Annotated in this window: 21 protein-coding genes; 10 read left to right on the top strand and 11 right to left on the bottom strand. The window is 63.9% G+C overall.

Annotated features, from left to right (window positions below):
- Positions 1 to 37 precede the first annotated feature (37 nt).
- The 4 genes from PQQ51_RS19685 (at position 38) to PQQ51_RS19670 (ending at position 4,058) form a co-directional block, all read left to right on the top strand.
- Positions 38 to 1,321 carry a DNA (cytosine-5-)-methyltransferase gene (locus PQQ51_RS19685; protein ID WP_408498483.1) on the top strand — a complete coding sequence of 428 codons (1,284 nt, stop codon included), beginning with the start codon at positions 38 to 40 and terminating at the stop codon, positions 1,319 to 1,321.
- A 34-nt stretch (positions 1,322 to 1,355) separates the two neighbouring features.
- Positions 1,356 to 1,802 (top strand): very short patch repair endonuclease, encoded by a 447-nt coding sequence (locus PQQ51_RS19680; protein WP_408498482.1) that lies wholly within the window; start codon positions 1,356 to 1,358, stop codon positions 1,800 to 1,802.
- Positions 1,803 to 1,963: 161 nt separating this feature from the next.
- A complete protein-coding gene (locus PQQ51_RS19675) occupies positions 1,964 to 2,467 on the top strand; it encodes a YbhB/YbcL family Raf kinase inhibitor-like protein (RefSeq protein WP_408498480.1) in 504 nt (167 codons plus the stop codon).
- Between the two features lie 145 nt (positions 2,468 to 2,612).
- Complete coding sequence (locus PQQ51_RS19670) at positions 2,613 to 4,058, top strand: MFS transporter (RefSeq protein WP_408498479.1); 1,446 nt, start codon at positions 2,613 to 2,615, stop codon at positions 4,056 to 4,058.
- A gap of 165 nt (positions 4,059 to 4,223) precedes the next feature.
- On the opposite strand, the gene otsA is transcribed toward PQQ51_RS19670, so the two are convergent.
- The 6 genes from otsA to PQQ51_RS19640 form a co-directional block, all read right to left on the bottom strand.
- A complete protein-coding gene (gene otsA / locus PQQ51_RS19665) occupies positions 4,224 to 5,651 on the bottom strand; it encodes an alpha,alpha-trehalose-phosphate synthase (UDP-forming) (protein WP_408498478.1) in 1,428 nt (475 codons plus the stop codon).
- A gap of 213 nt (positions 5,652 to 5,864) precedes the next feature.
- Positions 5,865 to 6,074 (bottom strand): hypothetical protein, encoded by a 210-nt coding sequence (locus tag PQQ51_RS19660; RefSeq protein ID WP_408498477.1) that lies wholly within the window; start codon positions 6,072 to 6,074, stop codon positions 5,865 to 5,867.
- 153 nt (positions 6,075 to 6,227) lie between these two features.
- The gene (locus PQQ51_RS19655) at positions 6,228 to 6,482 is read right to left on the bottom strand and encodes a hypothetical protein (protein ID WP_408498476.1); all 255 of its coding nucleotides are present in this window, start codon (positions 6,480 to 6,482) and stop codon (positions 6,228 to 6,230) included.
- Positions 6,483 to 6,655: 173 nt separating this feature from the next.
- Positions 6,656 to 8,053, bottom strand: coding sequence for a sigma-54-dependent transcriptional regulator (locus PQQ51_RS19650; RefSeq protein WP_408498475.1), 1,398 nt, complete (start codon positions 8,051 to 8,053; stop codon positions 6,656 to 6,658).
- Positions 8,054 to 8,363: 310 nt separating this feature from the next.
- The gene (locus tag PQQ51_RS19645) at positions 8,364 to 8,630 is read right to left on the bottom strand and encodes a hypothetical protein (protein WP_408498474.1); all 267 of its coding nucleotides are present in this window, start codon (positions 8,628 to 8,630) and stop codon (positions 8,364 to 8,366) included.
- Positions 8,631 to 8,692: 62 nt separating this feature from the next.
- Positions 8,693 to 9,010 (bottom strand): ElaB/YgaM/YqjD family protein, encoded by a 318-nt coding sequence (locus tag PQQ51_RS19640; protein ID WP_408498473.1) that lies wholly within the window; start codon positions 9,008 to 9,010, stop codon positions 8,693 to 8,695.
- A 328-nt stretch (positions 9,011 to 9,338) separates the two neighbouring features.
- Here PQQ51_RS19640 and PQQ51_RS19635 point away from each other — a divergent pair, with 328 nt between their 5' ends.
- The 3 genes from PQQ51_RS19635 to PQQ51_RS19625 all read left to right on the top strand — a co-directional run bounded on the left by PQQ51_RS19635 (position 9,339) and on the right by PQQ51_RS19625 (position 11,944).
- Positions 9,339 to 10,397 (top strand): sigma-54 interaction domain-containing protein, encoded by a 1,059-nt coding sequence (locus tag PQQ51_RS19635; protein WP_408498472.1) that lies wholly within the window; start codon positions 9,339 to 9,341, stop codon positions 10,395 to 10,397.
- 315 nt (positions 10,398 to 10,712) lie between these two features.
- Positions 10,713 to 11,342 (top strand): hypothetical protein, encoded by a 630-nt coding sequence (locus PQQ51_RS19630; RefSeq protein ID WP_408498470.1) that lies wholly within the window; start codon positions 10,713 to 10,715, stop codon positions 11,340 to 11,342.
- Positions 11,339 to 11,944 carry a hypothetical protein gene (locus tag PQQ51_RS19625; protein ID WP_408498469.1) on the top strand — a complete coding sequence of 202 codons (606 nt, stop codon included), beginning with the start codon at positions 11,339 to 11,341 and terminating at the stop codon, positions 11,942 to 11,944. The genes PQQ51_RS19630 and PQQ51_RS19625 overlap by 4 nt, the downstream gene beginning before the upstream one ends.
- A 90-nt stretch (positions 11,945 to 12,034) precedes the next feature.
- Here PQQ51_RS19625 and PQQ51_RS19620 read toward each other — a convergent pair whose 3' ends face one another.
- The gene (locus PQQ51_RS19620) at positions 12,035 to 13,381 is read right to left on the bottom strand and encodes an ABC transporter ATP-binding protein (RefSeq protein WP_408498468.1); all 1,347 of its coding nucleotides are present in this window, start codon (positions 13,379 to 13,381) and stop codon (positions 12,035 to 12,037) included.
- Between the two features lie 19 nt (positions 13,382 to 13,400).
- Positions 13,401 to 15,152, bottom strand: coding sequence for an ABC transporter permease (locus tag PQQ51_RS19615; RefSeq protein ID WP_408498467.1), 1,752 nt, complete (start codon positions 15,150 to 15,152; stop codon positions 13,401 to 13,403).
- Between the two features lie 696 nt (positions 15,153 to 15,848).
- Here PQQ51_RS19615 and PQQ51_RS19610 point away from each other — a divergent pair.
- Entirely contained in the window at positions 15,849 to 17,540 is a 1,692-nt protein-coding gene (locus PQQ51_RS19610) for a sensor domain-containing diguanylate cyclase (RefSeq protein WP_408498466.1), read from the top strand.
- Positions 17,541 to 17,710: 170 nt separating this feature from the next.
- Positions 17,711 to 17,977 (top strand): double-stranded DNA-specific endonuclease, encoded by a 267-nt coding sequence (locus tag PQQ51_RS19605; protein WP_074763386.1) that lies wholly within the window; start codon positions 17,711 to 17,713, stop codon positions 17,975 to 17,977.
- A gap of 118 nt (positions 17,978 to 18,095) precedes the next feature.
- On the opposite strand, the gene PQQ51_RS19600 is transcribed toward PQQ51_RS19605, so the two are convergent.
- Entirely contained in the window at positions 18,096 to 19,412 is a 1,317-nt protein-coding gene (locus PQQ51_RS19600; protein WP_408498465.1) for an ATP-binding protein, read from the bottom strand.
- On the bottom strand, positions 19,396 to 20,121 hold the full coding sequence (locus tag PQQ51_RS19595; protein ID WP_012432166.1) for a response regulator: 726 nt from the start codon (positions 20,119 to 20,121) through the stop codon (positions 19,396 to 19,398). Before PQQ51_RS19595 ends, PQQ51_RS19600 begins: the two co-directional genes overlap by 17 nt.
- 220 nt (positions 20,122 to 20,341) lie before the next feature.
- Between PQQ51_RS19595 and PQQ51_RS19590 the strand changes: the two genes are divergently transcribed.
- Positions 20,342 to 20,869: a Spy/CpxP family protein refolding chaperone gene (locus PQQ51_RS19590; protein WP_408498464.1), complete on the top strand. Its 528-nt coding sequence runs from the start codon at positions 20,342 to 20,344 to the stop codon at positions 20,867 to 20,869.
- A gap of 139 nt (positions 20,870 to 21,008) precedes the next feature.
- Here PQQ51_RS19590 and PQQ51_RS19585 read toward each other — a convergent pair whose 3' ends face one another.
- On the bottom strand, positions 21,009 to 21,719 hold the full coding sequence (locus tag PQQ51_RS19585; protein WP_408498463.1) for a pirin family protein: 711 nt from the start codon (positions 21,717 to 21,719) through the stop codon (positions 21,009 to 21,011).
- Positions 21,720 to 21,745 lie beyond the last annotated feature (26 nt).

Raw genomic sequence — 21,745 nt, 5'->3', positions numbered from 1 at the left:
GTCATAATGTCCGCAAAAATTCCCAGCAAGGACGCCCGTGACCCTCGCCGCACCGCTCGCACTGCTCAAAGAGGCGCGCGCACGCTTCACTCAACGCGAAATCGCCTCACATGTCGGCAAGGACATCAAAACGGTGCGTCGTTGGGAAAAGGGCGACACGCCCTGTCCGGCGATGCTCGAACCGGCGTTGCGGGATCTGTTGCATGGCACCATGCGAACCCACGCCGGCACGGCTGGCGGCGCTAGTCAGTTCCGCTTCATCGATCTGTTCGCCGGCATCGGCGGCATTCGCATGGGTTTTGAGGCGCACGGCGGCGAATGCGTATTCACGAGCGAGTGGAACGAGTTTTCCACCCGCACCTATCGCGAGAACTATGCGGCAGGCGCCGACCATGCGCTGATCGGCGACATCGTCTCCTTTCCCGCCGAAGAGGTGCCGAGCCACGACGTGCTGCTCGGCGGCTTCCCGTGCCAGCCGTTTTCGATCGCCGGCGTCAGTAAGAAAAACGCGATGGGGCGGCCGCACGGCTTCGAGTGCACGACGCAGGGCACGCTGTTTTTCGACGTCGCGCGAATCATCGCGGCGAAACGCCCTGCCGCGTTTCTGCTCGAGAACGTGAAGAATCTGCTGTCGCACGACAAGGGCCGCACGTTCGACGTGATCCTGCAAACCCTGCGCGACGAACTCGGCTACGAGGTGCATTACCGCGTCGTCGACGGCCAGCATTTCACGCCGCAGCATCGGGAGCGGATCATCATCGTCGGTTTTCGCGGCAAGACGTCGTTCTCGTGGGACGATCTGCGCCTGCCCGAAAGCGGCCCGCGTCTGAGCGCGATCCTGCATCGCACGGACGGCACCGAGCCGGTGCTGCCGTGGGACCACGACCGTTTCTTCGACCACGCCGCGCGCTGCGTTCAACCGAAGTACACGCTCACACCGAAGCTCTGGACCTACCTGCAAAACTACGCGGAAAAGCATCGCGCGGCGGGCAACGGTTTCGGCTTCGGGATGGCGTATCCGCAGAGCGTCACGCGCACGCTGTCGGCGCGTTATCACAAGGACGGGTCCGAGATTCTGGTCTATCAGGGCGAAGCGCTGCGTCCGCGCCGTCTGACGCCGCGTGAATGCGCGCGCCTGATGGGCTTTCCCGACACGTTCCAGATCCCCGTCAGCGATACGCAGGCCTACCGGCAATTCGGCAACAGCGTCGTGATGCCGGTGATGCAGGAGGTGGCGCGCATCATGCTGCCGCATGTGCAAGCCCTGCTCGCCGAGGAGTCGCCCCGTGGTTCGAAACAGAAGCTCGCGCTGTACGCGTGAAAACGCCACCCGAACGCTGACGGCCGGCTGAGCAATGGTCGATATCGTCGATAGCGCGACCCGCAGCCGGATGATGTCCGGCATCCGCGGCCGCAACACCAAGCCGGAGATTCTGATCCGCAGCCTGCTGCATCGGCGGGGCTTTCGCTTCCGGCTCGATGCGCGCGATCTGCCCGGCCGGCCGGACATCGTGCTGCCGCGTTATCACGCGGTGGTGCTCGTGCACGGCTGTTTCTGGCATGGCCACGATTGTCATCTGTTCAAATGGCCGCAAACGCGGCCCGAATTCTGGCGCGACAAGATCGGCCGCAATCGCAGCAACGACGACAAGGTCCGCGAAGCGTTGCTCGCACACGGCTGGCGCGTCGCGGTGGTGTGGGAATGCGCATTGCGCGGCGCCAATCGCGATATCGAGGGTGTGTTGCAGCGGCTCGTCGAATGGCTGACGAGCGACGCGCCGAGCTTCGAGGAACGCGCCTGAACGACACCGGCCGACTGCGCCGCTCGCACGGTCTTCCACAGGCCGCTGGTGATACACTCGATTGGCTCACCGGGGCGTTTTTGCAAGCTGTCGCGTCAGCGCATGCGCAGCAAAAAGCACGTCCCGACCATCCCAGAACAATCCAGGCAGGGAGGCACACCATGGCTGATTTCCGTCTCTGGTCCGACGAGTTCCCCACCAACGGCTTCATGCCGAAAGCCCACGAATACGACGACAAGGCCTTCGGCGTGGACGGCGAAAACATCTCGCCCGCGCTGCAGTGGGATGCGCCGCCGCCCGACACCCAAAGCTTCGCGCTCACCGTGCACGACCCCGACGCGCCGACCGGCAGCGGCTTCTGGCATTGGGTCGTGGTGAACATTCCGGCCGACGCCCGCTCGTTGCCGCGTAATGCCGGCAAGCCCGACGGCTCGCTGCTGCCGCAAGGCGCGCTGCAATTGCACAACGACTACGGCACCGTCGGCTTCGGCGGCGCGGCGCCGCCGCGTGGCGACAAAGCGCACCGCTACATCTTCCGTCTGCATGCGTTGAAGGTCGCGCATCTGCCGATCGACGCGGACACCACCAATGCGGTTGCGCGCTTCATGACGCATCTGAACGAACTCGACTCGACCACGCATACCGGTCTGTACGAATTGAAATAACGCGGGAGACGCGACGGCGGCGCGCTTTTGCGGCGTACCGCCGTCGTCGCTGCCTGCCGCCGCTGATGGGCAGCAAGAGCAAGCAGCGCGCGTGGCACGCCGAAGCGAAGCGTCGGCAAGTCTCCCACTACAAATCCAAAAAACGATGCACGCACAACCAACGCGCAAGGACGCAGCGGCACCGTCCGCCGGCGCAGAGACACCCGCCTCCGGCGCGCCGCCCGGACACTCCAACGAAGGCCTGCCGCTGCCGCAACGCTATTGGGCGATGCTGGTGATCGCGCTCGCGCTGACTTTGGCCGTGCTCGACAGCGCGATCGCCAACGTCGCGCTGCCGACCATCGCGCGCAATCTGCACGCGAGCGCGGCCGGCTCGATCTGGGTCGTCAACGCGTATCAGCTCGCGATCACGATTTCGCTGTTGCCGCTCGCGTCGCTCGGCGATCGCATCGGCTATCGGCGCATCTATCTGGGCGGGCTGATTCTGTTCACGGTGGCGTCGTTCGGTTGCGCATTGTCCGACTCGCTGACCACGCTCGCGCTCGCCCGCGTGATCCAGGGCTTCGGCGCGGCCGGCATCATGAGCGTGAACACCGCGCTGGTGCGGATGATCTATCCTCCCGCGCATCTCGGGCGCGGCGTCGCGATCAACGCGATGGTGGTGGCGGTATCGTCAGCGGTCGGGCCGACGGTCGCCTCGGGCGTGCTTGCCATTGCGTCGTGGCCGTGGCTGTTCGCGATCAACGTGCCGATCGGGATCGCGGCGATCGTCGGCGGTTTCAAGGCGTTGCCGCTGAATCCCGGCCACGATTCGCCGTACGACTATCTGAGCGCGGTGATGAACGCGTTCGTGTTCGGCCTGCTCATTTTCGCGGTCGACGGTCTCGGCCACGGCGAGCGCCTCGGCTGGGTCATCGCCGAAGCGCTCGGCGCCATCGTGATCGGTTACTTCTTCGTGCGCCGTCAGTTGACGCAGTCCGCGCCGCTTCTGCCGATCGATTTGCTGAGAATTCCAGTGTTCGCGTTGTCGATCGGTACGTCGGTCTGTTCGTTCTGCGCGCAGATGCTCGCGTTCGTGTCCTTGCCGTTCCTGCTGCAGGAAACGCTAGGCTTGTCGCAAGTCGAAACCGGCTTGTTGATGACGCCATGGCCCGCAGTCATCATCATCGCCGCGCCGATTGCCGGCGCGCTGTCCGACAAGGTGTCGTCCGGATGGCTGGGTGGCGTGGGCCTCGTCGCGATGACCGCGGGGCTGTTGCTGCTCGCCACGCTCGGCGCGCATCCCGAGCCGATGCAGATCGCGTGGCGCATGGCGCTGTGCGGCGCGGGCTTCGGCATCTTCCAGTCGCCGAACAACCGGACCATGCTGTCGGCCGCGCCGCGCGAGCGCAGCGGCGGCGCGAGCGGCATGCTGGGCACCGCGCGGCTAACCGGGCAAACGCTCGGCGCGGCGCTGGTCGCGCTAATCTTCGGCGTCGCGCCGCTGCATGGACCGACCGTCGCGTTATATGTCGCCGCAGGTTTTTCAGCGGTCGCGGCCGTGGTCAGTACGATGCGCGTGATGCAACGGGTGAATGTGCAGGCGGCTTGAGTGGCAGGAAGCGGAAGCCCGAGTCGCGGCCTCGGCAAAAAACAGAAGGCGCGAATCCTGACCCGCGATTCGCGCCCTTCTCTCACAACGCCCCACACTATTTTCGACGTGACCGGCGTGCGCGGCTCCGACAAACGGACTTTCGCGCCGCCGCCACTGAACCGGCTACGACGACGCCGTCACGTCAGCTAGCTTTACAGCTTTGGCCGTCACCTTGGACGCAGTCGACACATTGCGCAGATCCGACAGGAACGTATCGCGCCAGACCGACAGATTGTTCTCGCGCATCGGCGCCATCATGTCCGCGTGGCGTGCCTGCCGTTCGGCGAGCGGCATCGACAATGCGCGCTCCAGCGCCTCGGCCATCTGCGAAAGATCGAACGGATTGACGACCAGTGCGCCCGGCAATTGCTCGGCAGCGCCCGCGAATTGCGACAACACCAGCACGCCCGGATCGGCCGGATCCTGCGATGCGACGTACTCCTTCGCGACCAGATTCATCCCGTCGCGCAATGGCGTCACGTAACCGACTTGCGACTGCCTGAACAGCGCCATCAGCAGATTGCGTTCGTACTTGCGGTTCAGATACTGGATAGGCGTCCAGTCGAGTTGCGCGAAACGGCCGTTGATGCGGCCGGCTTCGCCTTCCAGTGTCTGGCGGATGCGTTGATACGTGGTGACATCGGCACGTGTCGGCGGCGCGATCTGCACCAGCGACACGCGACCATGCCAACCCGGTGCATTCAGCAACAGCCGCTCAAACGCCTGGAAGCGCTCCACCAATCCCTTCGAATAATCGAGACGGTCGACGCTCATGATCAGCTTGCGACCGCGCATCCCGTCGCGCAGACTGCGCACCGGCTTGCGGTCGGTGAACTGCTCGGCGGCCTTGGCGATCGCGTCCGGATAGATACCGATCGGATACGCGGCCACTTTGAGGAAACGGTTGTACGCGTGCACCATGCCGTCTTCGCTCGAGGTGCCATGCTGGCCGCGCTCGATGAAGTCGACGAACGACTGCCGGTCCGCTTCGGTCTGGAAGCCGACCACGTCGTAGCTGCACATCGCTTTCACGAGTTCCTCGTGCGGCGGAATGGTGCGCAGCACCTCCGGCACCGGAAACGGAATATGCAGGAAGAAGCCGATCGGATTCTTCACGCCCAGCTCGCGCAGACAGCGCGCGAACGGCAGCAGGTGATAGTCGTGAACCCAGATGATGTCGTCGGGCTTGAGCAGCTCCTTGAGCTGCTTCGCCAGCGTCGCGTTGACGCGCTGATAGCCCGCGTATTCCTGCCGGTCGTAGCGCGACAGGTCGTTGCGATAGTGAAATGTCGGCCACAGTGTCGCGTTCGAAAAGCCGCGGTAGTACTGATCGTAGTCGCGCTTGGTGAGACCCACCGTCGCGTAAGTCACGTTGCCCTGCTTCTCGATCACAGGCGCGGACGGCTCGCTCACCGTTTCGCCGCTCCAGCCGAACCAGACGCCGCCGGTTTCCTTCAGCGCGTCCAGTACGCCGATCGCCAGTCCGCCCGCAGCAGGACGGCCCTCCTGGGTCGGCGCGACACGATTCGATACCACGATCAGTCTGCTCATTGGTGCTCCACCTCAGTCAGTTGTTTCGTTGCATACGGATATGTGCCAAAAAGGTGCATGCAAATCGCGTGCCGTTTTTTGCGATATCCGAAATAAAAATGTATGCAAATGTGACGAACGAGCAAAAGCACGCGATGTTCGCACATCGCGAAGAATTTTTTTCTGTTTTATGCGATTGCCCCGGAAAAGCTTCTTACCGGTCGTCGGACTGCGTCAGGCGTCCTGCTCGGAGCCGAGGTCTCGCTGATACTCCAGCCCTTCCGGCCGCACGCCGCCCTGATTGTGTTCGCCGTCCGGCGGCGCATCGGGGGCGACCCGGTTCTGCGCGGACGGGTCCGGTGCGTTCGGCGCCTCGTTCTTGCCGCCCGGCCGGGAATCGCGCTTCGAGTGGCGCGCGGAACGCCGCAGTGCGGGATGTCTCATGATCGATGCCTCCAGGGAAGCCGAGCCGCCGGAGAAGGCGGCATCAATACAGTCTAGGGGTCGCGTTGGTAAATTGCCGGTAAAAGATGCGCCGGCTTTGTAACAAGTACATAAATCGGCACGGCCAGTATGAGGCGCAGCGGTCTACACGTGTCAGAGTTGCACGCTTTGCGGCGGACGCTGACTGGCTTGTGGCGTCTGGGTGGGCTCAGGCGGCGGGTCGCCGATCGGCGGACCTACGGGTTCGATCGGATTCGGCGTCGGGTCGGGAATCGTGTCGGGCTCGCCGGGCGTGGGCGGAGTCGGTGCAGGCGGTGCGATGGGTGGCGGCGAAGGCGGCTCGATCGGCTCAGGACGATGCGCGTGCAGCGGAAGGGGAAGCGCGGGGGCGGCAGCGTATTCCGGCATGACAGTGATCCTCGTTTTAGCGTTCTGTAGGAGACCGCAGCAAGGGCTGTGCCGTTGAGGCTGTGCGCTACGACGGGATGGCTGGCGTGGCGGGCGGCTTTAAGCGGAGAGGATGTGTGGCGCGAGAAATACCTGGTGCTCGCGCCACACAAGCGTACTCAGACGGCTGACACTCAAGCGTCAGCGCCACCTAAAGCGCGTTCGTCCGCGGCATCGGCGTCGTCGCGCGCGTCGTTGCCGTATTCGACGAGCCGGTTATACAGCGTCTTCAGGCTGATGCCGAGAATCTCCGCGGCGCGCGTCTTCACGCCACCGCATTGTTCGAGCGTCGCGAGAATCAGTTGACGATCGGCTTCGGCGAGCGACGTGCCGAACGGAATCGTGATCGCCGTGCCGGCCGCGGGCTTGGACAGCGTGATCTGCAGCGGCACCGTCGCCGTGCTGTCCGAATCCGTGCCCGACATGATGTGGGCGCGCTGCACGTAGTTCTTCAACTCGCGCACATTGCCGGGCCACGGATACGACATCAGCATTTCCTTCACTGCGGGCGGGAAATGCTTCTTCGTGCTGTGACGCTCGTTGAGATCGTCGAGGAAGGCCTGAGCCAGCAGTTCGACGTCTTTGCCGCGATCGCGCAACGGCGGCAGGCTGATCGGAAACACGTTCAACCGATGGTACAAGTCCAGACGCAGCTTACCTTCCAGCACCGCCTGCTCCGGGTCGCGGTTGGTGGCCGCGATCAGGCGCACGTCGGTTTCGATTTCTTTGGTCGTGCCGACCCGCATGAACATGCCGGTTTCCAGCACGCGCAGCAGTTTCACTTGCAGTTCGATCGGCATTTCGGTGATTTCGTCAAGGAACAGCGTGCCGCCGTTCGCGCGTTCGAAATAACCTTTGTGCTGACGATCCGCGCCGGTAAAAGAGCCACGTTCGTGGCCGAACATTTCCGATTCGATCAGGTTCGGCGAAATCGCGCCGCAGTTTACCGCGAGGAATGCGTGCTTACGGCGCAGGCTGAGTTCGTGCAGTGTTTGCGCGGCGACTTCCTTGCCGGTGCCGGATTCGCCGACCAGCATCACCGAGGCCGCCGTTGGGGCGACGCGCCCGATCTGGTCGTAGACCTCCTGCATCGCTGGCGAATTGCCGAGCATCAAGCCGAAGCGGCCCATGCGGCGCAGCTCGCCGCGCAAGGTGCCGATTTCCGCCTTGAGGTCGCCTGCGCGCGGCAGGCGCGACAGGATCGCCTTCACGCGCTGCATGTTGATCGGCTTGACCAGATAATCGGTCGCGCCCATTTTCAGCGCGTTGACCGCCGATTCCACCGTCGCATGGCCGGTGATCACGATCACCTCGACGCCCGAGCGTGGATCGAGGTCTTCGAACAGATCGACTCCGCTGCCGTCGGGCAGCTTCAGATCCGTGAACACGACGTCCGGCATCTGCCGGACCAGCTGGATGCGCGCCTCGCGCAAATCGGCTGCGGTGGCGGTAGTCAGGCCGTCTTCCCCGATGATGGCGGAAAGCGCCTCGCGGGTGCTCGCGTCGTCGTCGACAATCAGTACGTGTGGCATCGCGTCTCGAAAGCCCGAAAGCGTGAATGGGGAAGCATGCTGAATAGCACGCTGAAACAAGCCGGACGATGGCTCTTCTGCCCGATACAAGTCCCACCGAAGCGAGACCTCCATCTACTATATGGCAAAAAATACCGAATCTTGGACTTAATCTGATTTCGCAACAATATACGGAAAAACCTACTGGTTTTCCGCGTTATTGTTGTCGATTTGCCTATTATACGGCCTTAACGGGAGAGATTAGAAACGCATGCCGGCCTTCGTGCAGCGAGGCGCCGCTGGCCGAACACGCGTTGCAAGACACCGGCGATCAGCTCCGCGGAAACGGCCATGCGCCGCCGTTACCGTTCGGGTGCGACGTACCGTTGGCGCCGTTCGCGCCATGCTGTGCCGGGATGGCGCTCGCCGAAGGCGTGGGCGCAGGCACCGCCACCGCACCGCCCTCGTCTTCCCAGCGGCTCAACTGGTTCGCCACCGGCAACTGCGCTGCACGGTTGCGTTGCTGCACGTAACGGATCGCGAGAAATCCGCCGAGCGCCATCAGCGCGCCGAAGATGCCAATTTTGGGTCGTGCCATCGAGAACTCCTTGGTTTCGTGAACGGTTCGGTTTTCAGTACGGCCATGCCGCCTCGCGCGTGCTAACGGGTGGTCAGGACGCCCAGCAGAAACCCGACACCCGCGGCGATACCGATCGAGCGCCACGGATTGAGCCGCACGTAGCGTTCCGTATTGACGGTGGCCACCCGGTAGCCGCGCCGTGCGGTTTGCTGCGCGTCGCCGAGCGCCGATTGCAAGGTCTCGACATGCGAGTTAAGCCGCTCGCGCAGCACGTCGACGCCCTCGCCGGGCACATTGGACGCGAGCCGCAGCATTTCTTCCGAGTCCGTCAGCAGCACGCGCAGATCCTCGACGATTTTCTGCCCGCCAAGTGCGAGCTGGTGCGTGGTGTCAGTCATCATTTACTCCTGTGTCTGAGGTCGGCGTTCGCGTAGGGTTCGGGGGCAAAAAATCCAGCCCGACGCACACGCGGGTCGGGGGTAAGCCGCAAGCCTCATACCCGGTAAATTTGCCTGTTACACGATTTGCGATGCCCTTCTCAGGCACTTTCGACCGACCGCTTACCGATGTCTTGCGCGCACTGACAGTTCGATTGCCGTAAGCGTCGCCGAAGTGGTTAAATCAATATTTGTGAGATATTGACCGGGACGTCGACTGTCCCAGGTCGTCTCTTTCCAAGGCCTGCGCGCCGCAACAACGAACTCATTTGCACAGGACTCCCCGTTTATGGCGTCAATCGATCTGGACTCGCCCACCGTCTCCGCCGGCGGCAATACTTCGGCACTGGCGAAGCAGCGTGTCGCGGACGGCATCGCGGGACTGAAATCCTACGGGCTGCTGTACGGCTCGTCGCCCGTGATGCTGGATCTGTACGAGCAGATCGAACGCGTCGCGGGCACCGACGCGACCGCGCTGATCATCGGCGAATCCGGCACCGGCAAGGAACTGATCGCCCGCACGATTCACGATCAAAGCAATCGCAAGGAAGCGCCGTTTGTCGCCGTAAACTGCGGCGCGATTCCCGACGAGCTGATCGAAGCCGAACTGTTCGGCCATGAAAAAGGCAGCTTCACTGGCGCGGTCCAAGGCCGCGTCGGCTATTTCGAACATGCGAACGGCGGCACGCTGTTCCTCGACGAAATCACCGAAATGGCGCCGGTGCGCCAGGTGAAACTTCTGCGCGCGCTCGAGACCGGCACGTTCTATCGGGTCGGCGGCAACGAACTGATTCGCGGCGACGTGCGCGTGATCGCCGCGACCAATCGCGACCCGGCGGTGGCCGTCAAGGAAAACGGTCTGCGTGAAGATCTGATGTACCGGCTGGCAGTGTTTCCACTGCGGGCGCCGCCGTTGCGCGAACGCGAAAGCGACCGCGAACTGCTCGCGCAACATTTCCTCGCACTGCTCAATCAGCAGGAAGGCGCGAGCAAGAGCTTCAGCAAACGGTCGATCGAAACGCTGCGCACGTGGTCCTGGCCGGGCAATGTGCGCGAGTTGAAAAACGCGGTGTATCGCGCGTTCATTCTCGCGGAGAAGATCGTCGAATTGCCGCATCCGCATCTCGCGTCGCGCGTGAAAAAGCCCGTCACGCAGGGCGATGCGATGAGCGTGTGGATCGGCACACCGCTCGCCGATGCGCAAAAGCAGATCATTCTCGGCACGCTCAAACATTGCGGCGGCGATAAACGGCGCGCGGCCAAAGCGCTCGGCGTCAGCCTCAAAACGCTGTACAACCGCTTGAGCGCATACGGCGGCGACGAAGCCGGCGAAGAAGAAACCGAGTAATAGGACGACACGAAACGCTCACGCCGAAGTTCTCGCGTGAGCGTTTTTTTGCGCGTCGGCGAATGCGCGTTTCAAGCCGTGTTTACGCTGCTTTTAATCCTTTCGTACCACCAATCAAATTCGGTTCGGCGCAGCAGAAACTTATTTGACCCGCACCATCTTTTGCAATTGCTTGCACTTTCCCACTGCCAATTACAAAACGCATCCTGCAAAATGCGGCTGCGCGCGTAGTCACGCGGGATCGACGTGCCGTTCGTCCACAAGGCTCCTCTTCAAGCGTGAACGAAAGGTACTTGCAGGAGTAGGGACAGGGAAATGCAAAAAAGTATCGTGTGGGTCGAACCGGCAAAGACAGCGGTCGAAGGCGGCAATGGTGGCACGGCCAAACGCGCAACCCGCCGCGCAGACTTCAATATAGCGACGCCCGGCGCCACTGCACTCGTCGCGTTGGCCGTCGCGCTCACGTCGGCACTGAGCGGATGTAGTTCGCTCTACTCGGAAGGCGCCACCGCCGGCGCCGGTATCGCAGGCGCCGCGCTCGCGGCCAAGGTCACCAGCAATGCGGCGGTCGCCACCGGCATCGGCCTCGGCGCGGTCGCCGCCGCGCGCGCCGGCGTGCAGTATTCGGAGCGCGTGGTCCACACCAATACGCAGGACGGCATCGCGAAGATCGCCGGGCCGCTCGAGGTCGGCGCAATCGCGCCGTGGAGCGTCACGCACTCGATGCCGATCGAAGACGACGAACACGGCCGCGTCACCGTCAGCCGCACGATCAGCAGCGGCGCGCTCGACTGCAAGGAAATCGTCTTCTCGGTCGACCGCGCCGCCAACAAGAACGTGCCGGCAACGAGCGCGTTCTACGTCGCGTCGATCTGCCGCGACGGCGACAACTGGAAGTGGGCGTCGGCCGAACCCGCCACCGAACGTTGGGGCGCGCTGCAATGACGGCGCGTTCGCTTTCGCTTGCCTTTGCGCGTCCCCTTCCGCTTGCGTTGCGCTCTTCACGCGAGGCTGCCGAAGCGGTCCCCGCGCGGCTCGCCGGCCACCGGCTGCGGCTCGTGCTGGCCAGCGCGCTGTGCGTCGGCGCCAGTCTGCTGACGAGCGGCTGCTCGTCGGTCGGCGCCGCGAGCGGTGCGGCCGCCGGCGTCGCATCGGGACTCGTCACGTCCAATCCGGCGGTCGGCATCGGCGTCGGCATCGCCGTGCAGGCAGCGACCGACGAAGCCGTCGGCCGCTTCATGCGCTCCATGCACACCGATCAGCAGGACCTGATCGCCGCATTGGCCGGCGCGATGCCGGTCGGCGAAACCCGGCCGTGGAAAATCAAACACACGCTGCCGATCGAGAACGGTCACGGCGAGGTGCGTGTCACCCGCGCGTTCGGCTCGGCGCTCGCGCTGTGCAAGGAGTTCGTGTTCTCGGTGCAGGACGGCGACGGCCCCAACGCGCACGAGGCCTGGTACACGGGCAGCGCCTGTCAGCAGGACAAGGGCTGGAAGTGGGCATCGGCGGAACCGGCGGTCGAACGCTGGGGCACGTTGCAGTAAGCCGTGCGCCCATGAAAAAAGCGGCAGGGTCGCCCCTTGCCGCTTTTTTTGCTTTCGCCTCGGCGTTAGCGCGAGGCCTGCAGCCGCGAATCAGGACTCCACGTCTTCCAGGCTGAAAATTTCCGTCTGGTCGTTATACGAGAAGATCTCGCCATAACGGCCCCAGTTGATGACCGCGTCGAGCGTTTCTTCCGCGGCGCTGTCCGACAGAAAGTCTTCCAGTTCCTGTTCGAAGCGCACGCGCGGCGCACGGTGCCCCGGACGTTCGTTCAGCACTTTCTTGATTCGCGCGGCGAGCGGCACGTGGCGCAGCAGATGCTCGGCGAACATCATCTTGCGTTCCTGAGTGCCGAATTCGGCGAACACGCGTGCCGGCGGCGTCAGGAAAATATCGCCTTCGCGCACGTCGGCGAAACCGAGGTGTTGCAGCACTTCGGCCACCGGGAACAGATCGTCCACCTCCAGATGCAGCGAACGGGCGATTTCCGGCATGTCGGCGCGGCCGTGATACGGCGCGGCGGCCAGCGTTTCGATCAGACCGGCCATCAGGTTGGTCGACACGTGCGGCAGCCAGCTATGCAGCACGAGGCCCTTCTTGGTGCTTTCGTCGGTCTGGCGCGCGGTCATCTTCGCGTAGATCTCGTCGACCAACCGCCGGAACGCCGGGTCCAGACGATTACGCGGATGCTTGAACGGCACCTTGATCTCGGCGATCACGCGGCCCGGATTCGACGACAACACCAGAATCCGGTCGCACATGAACACCGCTTCCTCGATGTTGTGCGTGACGATCAGCACTGCCTTGATCGGCATGCGGCCTTGCGTCCACAGATCGAGCAGGTCGGTACGCAGCGTTTCGGCGGTCAGCACGTCGAGCGCGGAGAACGGTTCGTCCATCAGCAGCAGCGTGGGGTCGACCACCAGCGCGCGCGCAAAGCCGACGCGCTGGCGCATCCCGCCCGACAGCTCGCGCGGATACGCGTTTTCGAAACCGTCGAGACCGATCAGGTCGATTGCGGCGAGCGCGCGCGTGCGCCGCTCGCTCGCGCCGACGCCTTGCGCCTCGAGACCCGCTTCCACGTTCTGCAGCACGGTCAGCCACGGGAACAGCGCGAAGGTCTGGAACACCATCGCGACGCCCTTCGCGGGACCGCTGAGCGGCTTGCCCAGGTAGGTGACTTCGCCGTCGGTCGGTTCGATCAGACCGGCGATGATGCGCAACAACGTGGACTTGCCCGAGCCCGAACGGCCCAGCAAACCGACGATCTCGCCTTCGCGCAACGACAGATTGGCGTCGTCGAGCACCAGCAATTCGCCTTGCGATTTGTTGAAACCGCGGCACACGTCCTTCACGCGCAGGATTTCTTCGCCGAGGCGCGGCGGATTCGGCGGTGTCTGGATCGGCGCGGCGGTCATAGCAGCTTTAGGATTTTGCATCGCGTTATGCCTTTATTTCTCAATCAAGCCGCAGCTTGGCTTCGGCGTACGCATACATCGGACGCCACAGCAGCCGGTTGAACAGGGTCACGAACAGGGACATCACGGCAATGCCGACAATGATCTTCGGATAGTCGCCGGCCGCGGTGGACTGCGCGATATAGGCGCCCAGACCGTGCGCGACCACTTTGGTATCGCCCCACTGCACGAATTCCGCAACGATGCTCGCGTTCCACGCGCCGCCCGATGCGGTGATCGCGCCGGTCACGTAGTACGGGAAAATGCCCGGCAGCATGATCTGACGCCACCATTGCCAGCCGCGGATATGGAAGTTCTTGGCGGCTTCGCGGTAATCGTTCGGATACGAGCTCGCGCCCGCGATCACGTTGAACAGGATATACCACTGCGTGCCGAGCACGATCAGCGGCGACAGCCACACGTCCGGGTTCAGGTGGAAGCGCACGATCACGATCACGAATACCGGGAACAGCAGATTGGCCGGGAACGCGGCGAGGAACTGCGCGAGCGGCTGGAGCTTCTCCGCCAGCGCCGGGCGAAGCCCGATCAGCACGCCGAGCGGCACCCAGATCACCGAGGCGATCGCGATCAGCAGCACCACGCGCAGCAGCGTGATGAGACCCAGCAGGAACACGTGGCCGACTTCGTCGAGCGAGACGCCGGTGCGCACATACGTGAACACGCGGTACACCACGTACACCGTGGTGATCAGCACCAGCGCGGCCCACAGCATGTCGCCCACGCGCGAGCTCTTCTGGCTATGCGGGATATGGAAGCGCGGTCCGCTGAACGCCGGCAAACGGAACGGCACGCGCGCGGCCTTCGCGAACATCCAGCCGAGCGGCACCAGCAGACGGTGAATCAGACGCGTGCGGCGAATCAGATCCAGCAGCCACGACTCCGGCGCGTTGCCCGAGCTGGTGTTTTCCATCCGGAATTTGTCGGCCCACGCGACCAGCGGGCGGAACAGGAACTGGTCGTACGCGAGAATCACGACCGTCATCGCGAGGATCACCCAGCCGATCGCGTGCAGGTTCTTCTCGGAGATCGCCTGCGCGAGAAAAGCGCCGATGCCCGGCAGCGTGATCGTGTTGTTGCCGACCGTGATCGCTTCGGAAGCGACCACGAAGAACCAGCCGCCCGACATCGACATCATCATGTTCCAGATGAGGCCGGGCATCGAGAACGGCACTTCGAGCTTCCAGAAGCGCTGCCATGAGGTCAGATGAAAACCGCGCGAGACTTCATCCAGATCGCGCGGCACCGTGCGCAGCGACTGATAGAAGCTGAAGGTCATGTTCCACGCCTGGCTCGTGAAGATCGCGAAGATCGCCGCCAGTTCGGCGCCGAGCACGCGGCCCGGGAACAGCGCGAGGAAGAACGTGACCGTAAACGAGATGTAGCCGAGCACCGGCACCGACTGCAGGATGTCGAGAATCGGCACCAGCACGAGCCCGGCGCGGCGGCTCTTGGCGGCCAGCGTGCCGTACACCAGCGTAAAGGTCAGCGACGCGACCATCGCGGCCAGCATGCGCAGCGTGGTGCGCATCGCATACTCAGGCAGATTCGACGGATCGAGCGAGATCGTCTGGGTCTTCAACGTCGACATCGGCGCCAGCGTCTCGTGAAAGCCGATCGCCGCCATCGCGATGATGCAGATGATCAGCGGAAACGCGACGAAGTCCCAGCGATTGGGCAGTACCCGCCATGCCGACGCATTGGCAGTACGCTTGAGGTTAAAACTGAAATCCATTAAACACTCCCCCGGTTCATACAGTCGTAGCAGCGTGCGAAGGAGGCCGCGGCTTCGGCGCGGCAATCTGAAGGTCGGTCCGGAAAGCGGAAATCATGCATGGCAAAACGCGTGTGCGCGGTAAATCGTTAGCGTTGGAGACACGTGGACCGGCCGGACGTGTCCGCGGGCTGGCTGCCCGGAACCGAAACCGTCAAGCCGGACTCCTGTCGCCGCAGGCGCCGCCCGGGGGCTGGCGAGCTTTCCTTAATTTGGACAGCGCGACACTACACCATCCTATGTTTCAGACACAACCTTTCGCGGCAAATAGCAACAAACCGAAAGCGTCCGTCTGGCGGCCGTCAGCGACGTGTCAGGTTGAGACCGTTCGCATGCCGCGGGTAGCGCCGGATCACCCGGCAGCGCAACTATTGCCAAAGTGTCGACTTCTTGCGGAAAACCCGCAAAGTCATTCAGAAACCCCAGGCCGTGCCGTTAAGAACCTGATGGTCGCGGCCGATGCACTTCGCATTCCAGCAATAACGGTGGCGTCAGGCCCCACGACGGTTAAAATCAGGACAGGCGCACCGCATGACGGCTTTATCCCGGGCCGCAACGACGGCGTATCGCCATCCGCTGCCACAGGCGCCGCACAGCACGGGCGTGCTGCCACGAATGAGCTAGTTGCATTTCACAGCCAGACGGATCTGAGAGTCGATGAACAGGACAACCTTGCGCCAGGCAACCGGACCGCTCAGCTTCGTGCTGGTGGTGCTGGTTTGCTGGTTCGTGGCCGGCATGGTCGCGGACCGGATGGTACAGCAAGAGCTGGACGCGGCCCTGCGTACCCAGCGGCAGATGTCCACGTCGATCGTCGACAACATGGCCGAGGTGATCGCCAGCGACCTTGCGATGTCGCGGGCGATTCCCGCAACCATGGCCGAAATGGACGTGGTCCAGCGCGCGCTGGTGCAATCTCAGAATTATGCCGCGAACGGCGAAGCGGCGGAACCCGCCCTGCACGACGCGCTGACAAAAGATCCGCAAATGAGCGCGATCAGCGGTTTTCTGCACGATGCGCAGGGCTTCTCAGGTCTCGACCAGATCTGGCTCGTCAATGCGAACGGCATCTGCGTCGCGTCGAGCGGCACGATCGCCATGCCCCAGGGTGGGCAGCATTCGTTCGTCGGCGTGGACATGCGCACGCGCGGCTATCTGGCTAACGCGTTGCTCGGCGCTTTCTCGGAAGCCTATGGTGTCGGCCGCGTGAGCGGCGAACCCGGTATCTTCATCGCCGCGCCGGTGTATGCCGAAGGACTGCTGGTCGGCGTGGTGGTCGCCAAGGTCGGGATCGCGCGGCTGCGCCACTGGGTCGCGCATGCCGGCACGTTCGTGTCGGATGAGAACGGCATGACCATCATGGCGCACGACAGCCGCCTCGAAGGACACGTCCTGCCGAACTCGCGCATTCAGCAGATGAGCAGTGCCGAGCGTCAGACGGTCTATCGGCGCGACACGTTTCCCGAGATTCGTATTCAGGTCGACCAGCGGATCCGCGAGCAGGCGCCGTGGGTGCCCAGCGCGATCGCCCAGCAGTTGTACGGGATGCCGGAGCGGCCGGAACCTTCGCTCTATCAGGCTCGCGGCGGTTTGAATTCGGGACTCTCCGCGCATCTGGTCGATCCGCTCGCGGCGTGGCCCGAGTTGCTGCGCAACCATAAGCGCGATCATCTGCTGGTGTTTCTGACGCTGGCCGGCACGGTCGCGCTCGCGTGGGTGATCACCGTTTCGTATGTGCGCGAGCGGCGCCACCATCGCGCGACCCGCGATCTCGCCGAGCAATTGCAGTCGGCCAATACGCTGCTCTCGGCCGAAGCGCGTCACGACGCGTTGACCGGCGCGTTGTCGCGGCGCTACTTCCTCGACCTGCTGCGTCGCGAGATCGAGCGCGCGCACGCCGCCGACGAACCGCTCTGCATGGCGATCGCCGACCTCGATCATTTCAAGCAGATCAACGATCGCTTCGGTCATGCCGCCGGCGATCGCGCGCTCGAACATTTCGTCGACACCTGCCGTGCCGAGTTGCGCGGCACCGATGCGATCGGCCGGCTGGGCGGCGAAGAATTCGGGCTGCTGCTGCCGGCCACGGATCTGGCGGGCGGCCGTGAGGTGGTCGAGCGCTTGCGCCTGCGATTGAAGGCGACGCCTTCGCCGAAGCTGCCGGCCTCGGTCGGCCTGAGCGTGAGCATCGGCATCACCGAACTCTCGCCGGACGATCTGCCCGAGCGGATCATGAGCCGCGCCGACACCGCCCTCTACGCGGCGAAAACGGGCGGCCGCGATCGCATCGAAGCATTGCCGCCGGACGACACCGCGCCGCCCACGCGCACGGTGGCGAACGCGTATTGAAGCGCCGCCACCGGGCCGCGCCAACAGAACGATTCGCCGACGCTATCCGCATGCGCGCCCGTTGACCCGGCGCAATCGATACAAATCCCTTCTGCCAATATGCCCAGACTAAGCAGGTATCATCGACCCTGATATCGAGGTTGCCGCTACCGCTCTAACGGGAGATTCGCATGAAGGGAAATCTGGTGATCGTGTGTCGCGATCAGGACGCCGACGCGTTCGACCATCTGCTCGCGGAATATGGCGCGTTCCAGACGCGCCTGTCGTCCACCGCGTGGTATCTGAAGCTGGCTGTTGCGCCGGAACTGATTCAGGAAGAGATACTCGCGCGGCTCGGCAAGTACACCACGCACTATATTTTCGAAGCCGAAACAGTGACGTGGAATACGGTGGATAGCGATGCAGCGAATGCGCTGAACACGCTGTTCTCGGATTAGCGAGGCGGGTTGCCTGCAGGGCTGCATGCAGGGTTGCATGCATTAATATCATCTACGCAGTGTCACACTTGGGCGGCAGGGCAAACGCCTGATACCGCCGCCCGCTCCAACCACCTACCTACCAGACGCTTTCCGAAGCCGCCGTCACACGCGGCACCGCTTCGAACGGGAAGCTCATCAGGACTCGCAAGCCACGGCCTTCGTGGTTGCCGATTTCCCACTCGCCACCCGCGCGCCGCACCAGCCGCTCGACGATCGCAAGCCCGAGGCCGCTGTGGCCATTGCCGCCGCGCGCCGGATCGAGCCGCACGAACGGCCGGCTCGCGTTGAGCAGATCCTGCGCGGCAATGCCGCTGCCGTTGTCGCGCACCGACAGCGTGTACCCCTGCGACGTGCGCGACGTGGCCACGATGATCGGTGGCGCGCCGTACGCGTGCGCGTTGTCGAGCAGATTCGACAGGATGCGGTCGAGCGTGGCGGCCGGCAACAGGAAGCCCGCGCCCGCGCTGAGCTCGGTGAGCACCGTGGGCACACCGGCGGCCACCGCGCGATAGCTGCGCACCACGCGCTCGCATTGCGCGTCGACCTCGACCGCTTCGCTGCGATCGGCGCCGTCGTGCGCGAACACCAGAAACTGCTCGACGATGTGCGTCATCGAATCGACGTCGCGGACCACGCCGTCGCGCATCTTCACTTCTTCCATCATTTCGGCGCGCAAGCGCATCCGCGCCAGCGGCGTTTTCAGATCGTGCGCGACGCCGGCCAGCATCACCGCGCGGTCGTTTTCGGTGCGCGCCACTTCCTGCACCATCTGGTTGAAACCGTGCGTGAGTTGCCGCAGTTCGCGTGGCCCGCGCTCGGGCACCGGCGGCACCGGCAAGCCTCGGCCGAAGCGCGCCACGGCCTGGGCGAGCGAGCGCAGCGGCCGCTGCAACGCCCAGGCGGCGAACAGCGCGGCCATCACCGCGAACGAGAAAATGATTGCAAGCCACAACACGGTGCGGTCGAGCGAACGCGGCATACGCAACGGCTGCAACGGCACGACGATCCAGCTGTGATCGTCCGGGCTGCGCACCCACAACATCGGCGGCCGGGCCGGCGGACCGATGCGCACCAGCGTGCCGGACGGCATGCGGTCGCGCAAGTCTTCGACGAAACGCTCGACCGGCGGCGGCAAATCGGTGTTTTCCGGCGGCACGTCGGGACTGGCCGGGTCGACCAGCCTCACGCGTGACGGCAGCGGCTGATCCGGCGTACGGGCGACGTGCTGGCGCACCGCGTCGACGAGGAACGTGGCTTCTTCGACCGCATAGCGGGTTTGCAACTGGCTGCGCTCGAGGCGCATGAGCGCGAACCACGCGAAATGCGACAGCAGCAGCACTGCGACAACCAGTACCGCCAGCCGCCCGAACAGCGAATCAATGGGCCGGCGCATGCTGTTCGCCATCAGGCACGAACACGTAGCCGCGGCCGCGCACGGTCTGGATGAAGCGCGGTGTGGACGGATCGGTTTCGAGGATGCGGCGCAGACGCCACACTTGTACGTCGATACCACGGTCGGTGCCGTCGTATTCCGGACCGTGCAGCAGTTCGAGCAGACGCTCACGCGTGAGCGTGCGCATCGGGTGATTGACGAAAATCTTCAGGAGCGCGAATTCGCTGCCCGACAGCGTGAGCGGCTTGTCTTCGAGGTGCAGCGTGCGCGACTGGAAGTCCAGCGTGAAGCGGCCGAAATTGAACGGCTCGCGCTGTTCCGGCGCCGCCGCCGACGGCAGCGTGCGACGCCGCCGCAGCACCGCCTGCACGCGCGCCAGCAGTTCGCGCGGGTTGAACGGCTTGCCGAGGTAGTCGTCCGCGCCGAGTTCGAGGCCGACGATCCGGTCGACGTCGTCCGCGCGTGCGGTCAGCATGATCACCGGAATGTCGTCGCCCGACGCGCGCAGCTTGCGCAGCGCGGTGAGACCGTCTACGCCGGGCATCATCAGATCGAGCACGATCAGGTCGGGACGCTCGCGCTCCAGCCGGCGCTCGAGCGAGCCCGCGTCGTGCAGCACCGAGACTTCGATGCCCTGACGGGCCAGATAGTCGCGCAGCAGATCGCGCAATTCGACGTCGTCGTCGACAACAAGTATTTGAGTAGCCATGGGTTGGAGTTTAACGCGCAGCAGGTTGGGATTTGGATTTCACACGGGCCTCAAGGGTTACCGGGTGTTACGGTGAAAGCCATACGTAATGGCCGGTAATAGCCGAAATTGCCCCCGTAACACAGTGCGGGACGCAGTTCTCTACGCTGTGTCTTACCGAATGCAGGCCGCCGTACCGAACCGGCCGCATCGTCGGCTATTCCATTACAAGGAGCCTTATATGTCCACCAAAAAGATGTCGCGCGCTCTCGCCGTTGCAGCCACTGCCCTCGCTATCGGCGCCGGCGCCGCCTACGCGGCACAACCCGCCACGCATGGCGGCCCCGGCGGCTGGCACGGCCAGTTCATGAAACAACTGACCCAGCTGCATGACCAGTTGAAGCTGAATGCGGACCAGGAAAAGCAGTGGCAAGCCGCGCTCGACACGATGAAGCAGAATCACGAGGCCATGCGCGCCAATCACGAGCAGATCAAGAATCAGTTCAAGGCGGCGCAGCAACAGCCGATCCTCGACCTGAACGCGATGGCCGCCGCCCACGACCAGGTCGAGCAGAAAGACGCGCAGTTGCGCAAGCAGACGTCGGATGCATGGCTCAGCTTTTATAACGGCCTGAACGACCAGCAGAAAACCGTCGTGAGCACGGCGCTGAAGCAGCGCTTCGCGAAGATGGAAGCGCGTCACGACAAGATGCAAGAGCGCTGGCAGCATCATCAAGGCGCGGCGTCGGCGCCTGCGGCAACTCAGTAAGCGACGATAGCGGCCGATGCCGGCCGTCGTCTGAACGTAGAAACGCCACGGAGGTCTTCCGTGGCGTTTTTTATGGCTGCGCGATTCGTTGCGACTTCAACCATCGAACAACACGCGGCATAGGCTCGTTGCCGAGCGCTCAGCCGTTGAGTTGGCCGAGATCGAACAGCAGCACCTCGGCGTTATCGCCCTTTTCGAGCGTCACGGTGTCGGTACCGCTCAGCTTCGCCGCGTCGCCTGCACGCAGCGCCACGCCATTCACCGTGAGCGCGCCGCGCGCGACATGCACATAAGCCTGGCGTCCTTCCGGCAATGCGAACGTGACCTGTTCGGCACCGTCGATCAGACCCGCGTAGATCGACGCGTCCGCGTGTATCGTCACCGAACCGTCGCGCCCGTCCGGCGACGCGACCACCCGCAGACGACCGCGCTTGTCGGCGGCGTAGAAATGCTTTTCTTCGTAGCCGGGTTGATCGCCCGCACGCCGCGGAATCACCCAGATCTGCAGCAGATGCGCCTCGTCGGTTTCCGACGCATTGAACTCGCTGTGCATCACGCCGGTGCCGGCGCTCATCCGCTGCACGTCGCCGGGACGAATCGTCGACCCGTTGCCCATGCTGTCGCGGTGCGCCAGCGCGCCTTCGAGCAGATAGGTGACGATTTCCATGTCGCGATGGCCGTGCGTGCCGAAGCCCTGGCCGCCGGCGATCCGGTCTTCGTTGATCACCCGCAAAGGACCGAAATGCACGTGCTGCGCATCGCGGTAGTCGGCAAACGAGAAGCTGTGATACGAGTCGAGCCAGCCATGGTTGGCGTGGCCGCGTTCTTCGGAACGGCGAATCTCGATCATGGGGTACTCCAGTGAATAATTAGCGA

Origin of the sequence: Paraburkholderia xenovorans (assembly GCF_046030735.1) — a bacterium.
Classification (GTDB): Bacteria; Pseudomonadota; Gammaproteobacteria; order Burkholderiales; family Burkholderiaceae; genus Paraburkholderia; species Paraburkholderia xenovorans_A.
The sequence above is the reverse complement of the archived record's forward strand: the minus strand, read 5'-3'. Positions and strand labels throughout refer to the sequence as shown.

What these genes read in the sequence shown, in the direction of transcription:
- otsA (WP_408498478.1), bottom strand. Translation starts at nt 5,651, where the DNA reads ATGAGCAGACTGATCGTGGTATCGAATCGTGTCGCGCCGACCCAGGAG.
- PQQ51_RS19675 (WP_408498480.1), top strand. Translation starts at nt 1,964, where the DNA reads ATGGCTGATTTCCGTCTCTGGTCCGACGAGTTCCCCACCAACGGCTTC.
- PQQ51_RS19660 (WP_408498477.1), bottom strand. Translation starts at nt 6,074, where the DNA reads ATGAGACATCCCGCACTGCGGCGTTCCGCGCGCCACTCGAAGCGCGAT.
- PQQ51_RS19630 (WP_408498470.1), top strand. Translation starts at nt 10,713, where the DNA reads ATGCAAAAAAGTATCGTGTGGGTCGAACCGGCAAAGACAGCGGTCGAA.
- PQQ51_RS19615 (WP_408498467.1), bottom strand. Translation starts at nt 15,152, where the DNA reads ATGGATTTCAGTTTTAACCTCAAGCGTACTGCCAATGCGTCGGCATGG.
- PQQ51_RS19655 (WP_408498476.1), bottom strand. Translation starts at nt 6,482, where the DNA reads ATGCCGGAATACGCTGCCGCCCCCGCGCTTCCCCTTCCGCTGCACGCG.
- PQQ51_RS19650 (WP_408498475.1), bottom strand. Translation starts at nt 8,053, where the DNA reads ATGCCACACGTACTGATTGTCGACGACGACGCGAGCACCCGCGAGGCG.
- PQQ51_RS19590 (WP_408498464.1), top strand. Translation starts at nt 20,342, where the DNA reads ATGTCCACCAAAAAGATGTCGCGCGCTCTCGCCGTTGCAGCCACTGCC.
- PQQ51_RS19600 (WP_408498465.1), bottom strand. Translation starts at nt 19,412, where the DNA reads ATGCGCCGGCCCATTGATTCGCTGTTCGGGCGGCTGGCGGTACTGGTT.
- PQQ51_RS19585 (WP_408498463.1), bottom strand. Translation starts at nt 21,719, where the DNA reads ATGATCGAGATTCGCCGTTCCGAAGAACGCGGCCACGCCAACCATGGC.
- PQQ51_RS19620 (WP_408498468.1), bottom strand. Translation starts at nt 13,381, where the DNA reads ATGCAAAATCCTAAAGCTGCTATGACCGCCGCGCCGATCCAGACACCG.
- PQQ51_RS19625 (WP_408498469.1), top strand. Translation starts at nt 11,339, where the DNA reads ATGACGGCGCGTTCGCTTTCGCTTGCCTTTGCGCGTCCCCTTCCGCTT.
- PQQ51_RS19605 (WP_074763386.1), top strand. Translation starts at nt 17,711, where the DNA reads ATGAAGGGAAATCTGGTGATCGTGTGTCGCGATCAGGACGCCGACGCG.
- PQQ51_RS19680 (WP_408498482.1), top strand. Translation starts at nt 1,356, where the DNA reads ATGGTCGATATCGTCGATAGCGCGACCCGCAGCCGGATGATGTCCGGC.
- PQQ51_RS19645 (WP_408498474.1), bottom strand. Translation starts at nt 8,630, where the DNA reads ATGGCACGACCCAAAATTGGCATCTTCGGCGCGCTGATGGCGCTCGGC.
- PQQ51_RS19640 (WP_408498473.1), bottom strand. Translation starts at nt 9,010, where the DNA reads ATGACTGACACCACGCACCAGCTCGCACTTGGCGGGCAGAAAATCGTC.
- PQQ51_RS19670 (WP_408498479.1), top strand. Translation starts at nt 2,613, where the DNA reads ATGCACGCACAACCAACGCGCAAGGACGCAGCGGCACCGTCCGCCGGC.
- PQQ51_RS19595 (WP_012432166.1), bottom strand. Translation starts at nt 20,121, where the DNA reads ATGGCTACTCAAATACTTGTTGTCGACGACGACGTCGAATTGCGCGAT.
- PQQ51_RS19635 (WP_408498472.1), top strand. Translation starts at nt 9,339, where the DNA reads ATGGCGTCAATCGATCTGGACTCGCCCACCGTCTCCGCCGGCGGCAAT.
- PQQ51_RS19610 (WP_408498466.1), top strand. Translation starts at nt 15,849, where the DNA reads ATGAACAGGACAACCTTGCGCCAGGCAACCGGACCGCTCAGCTTCGTG.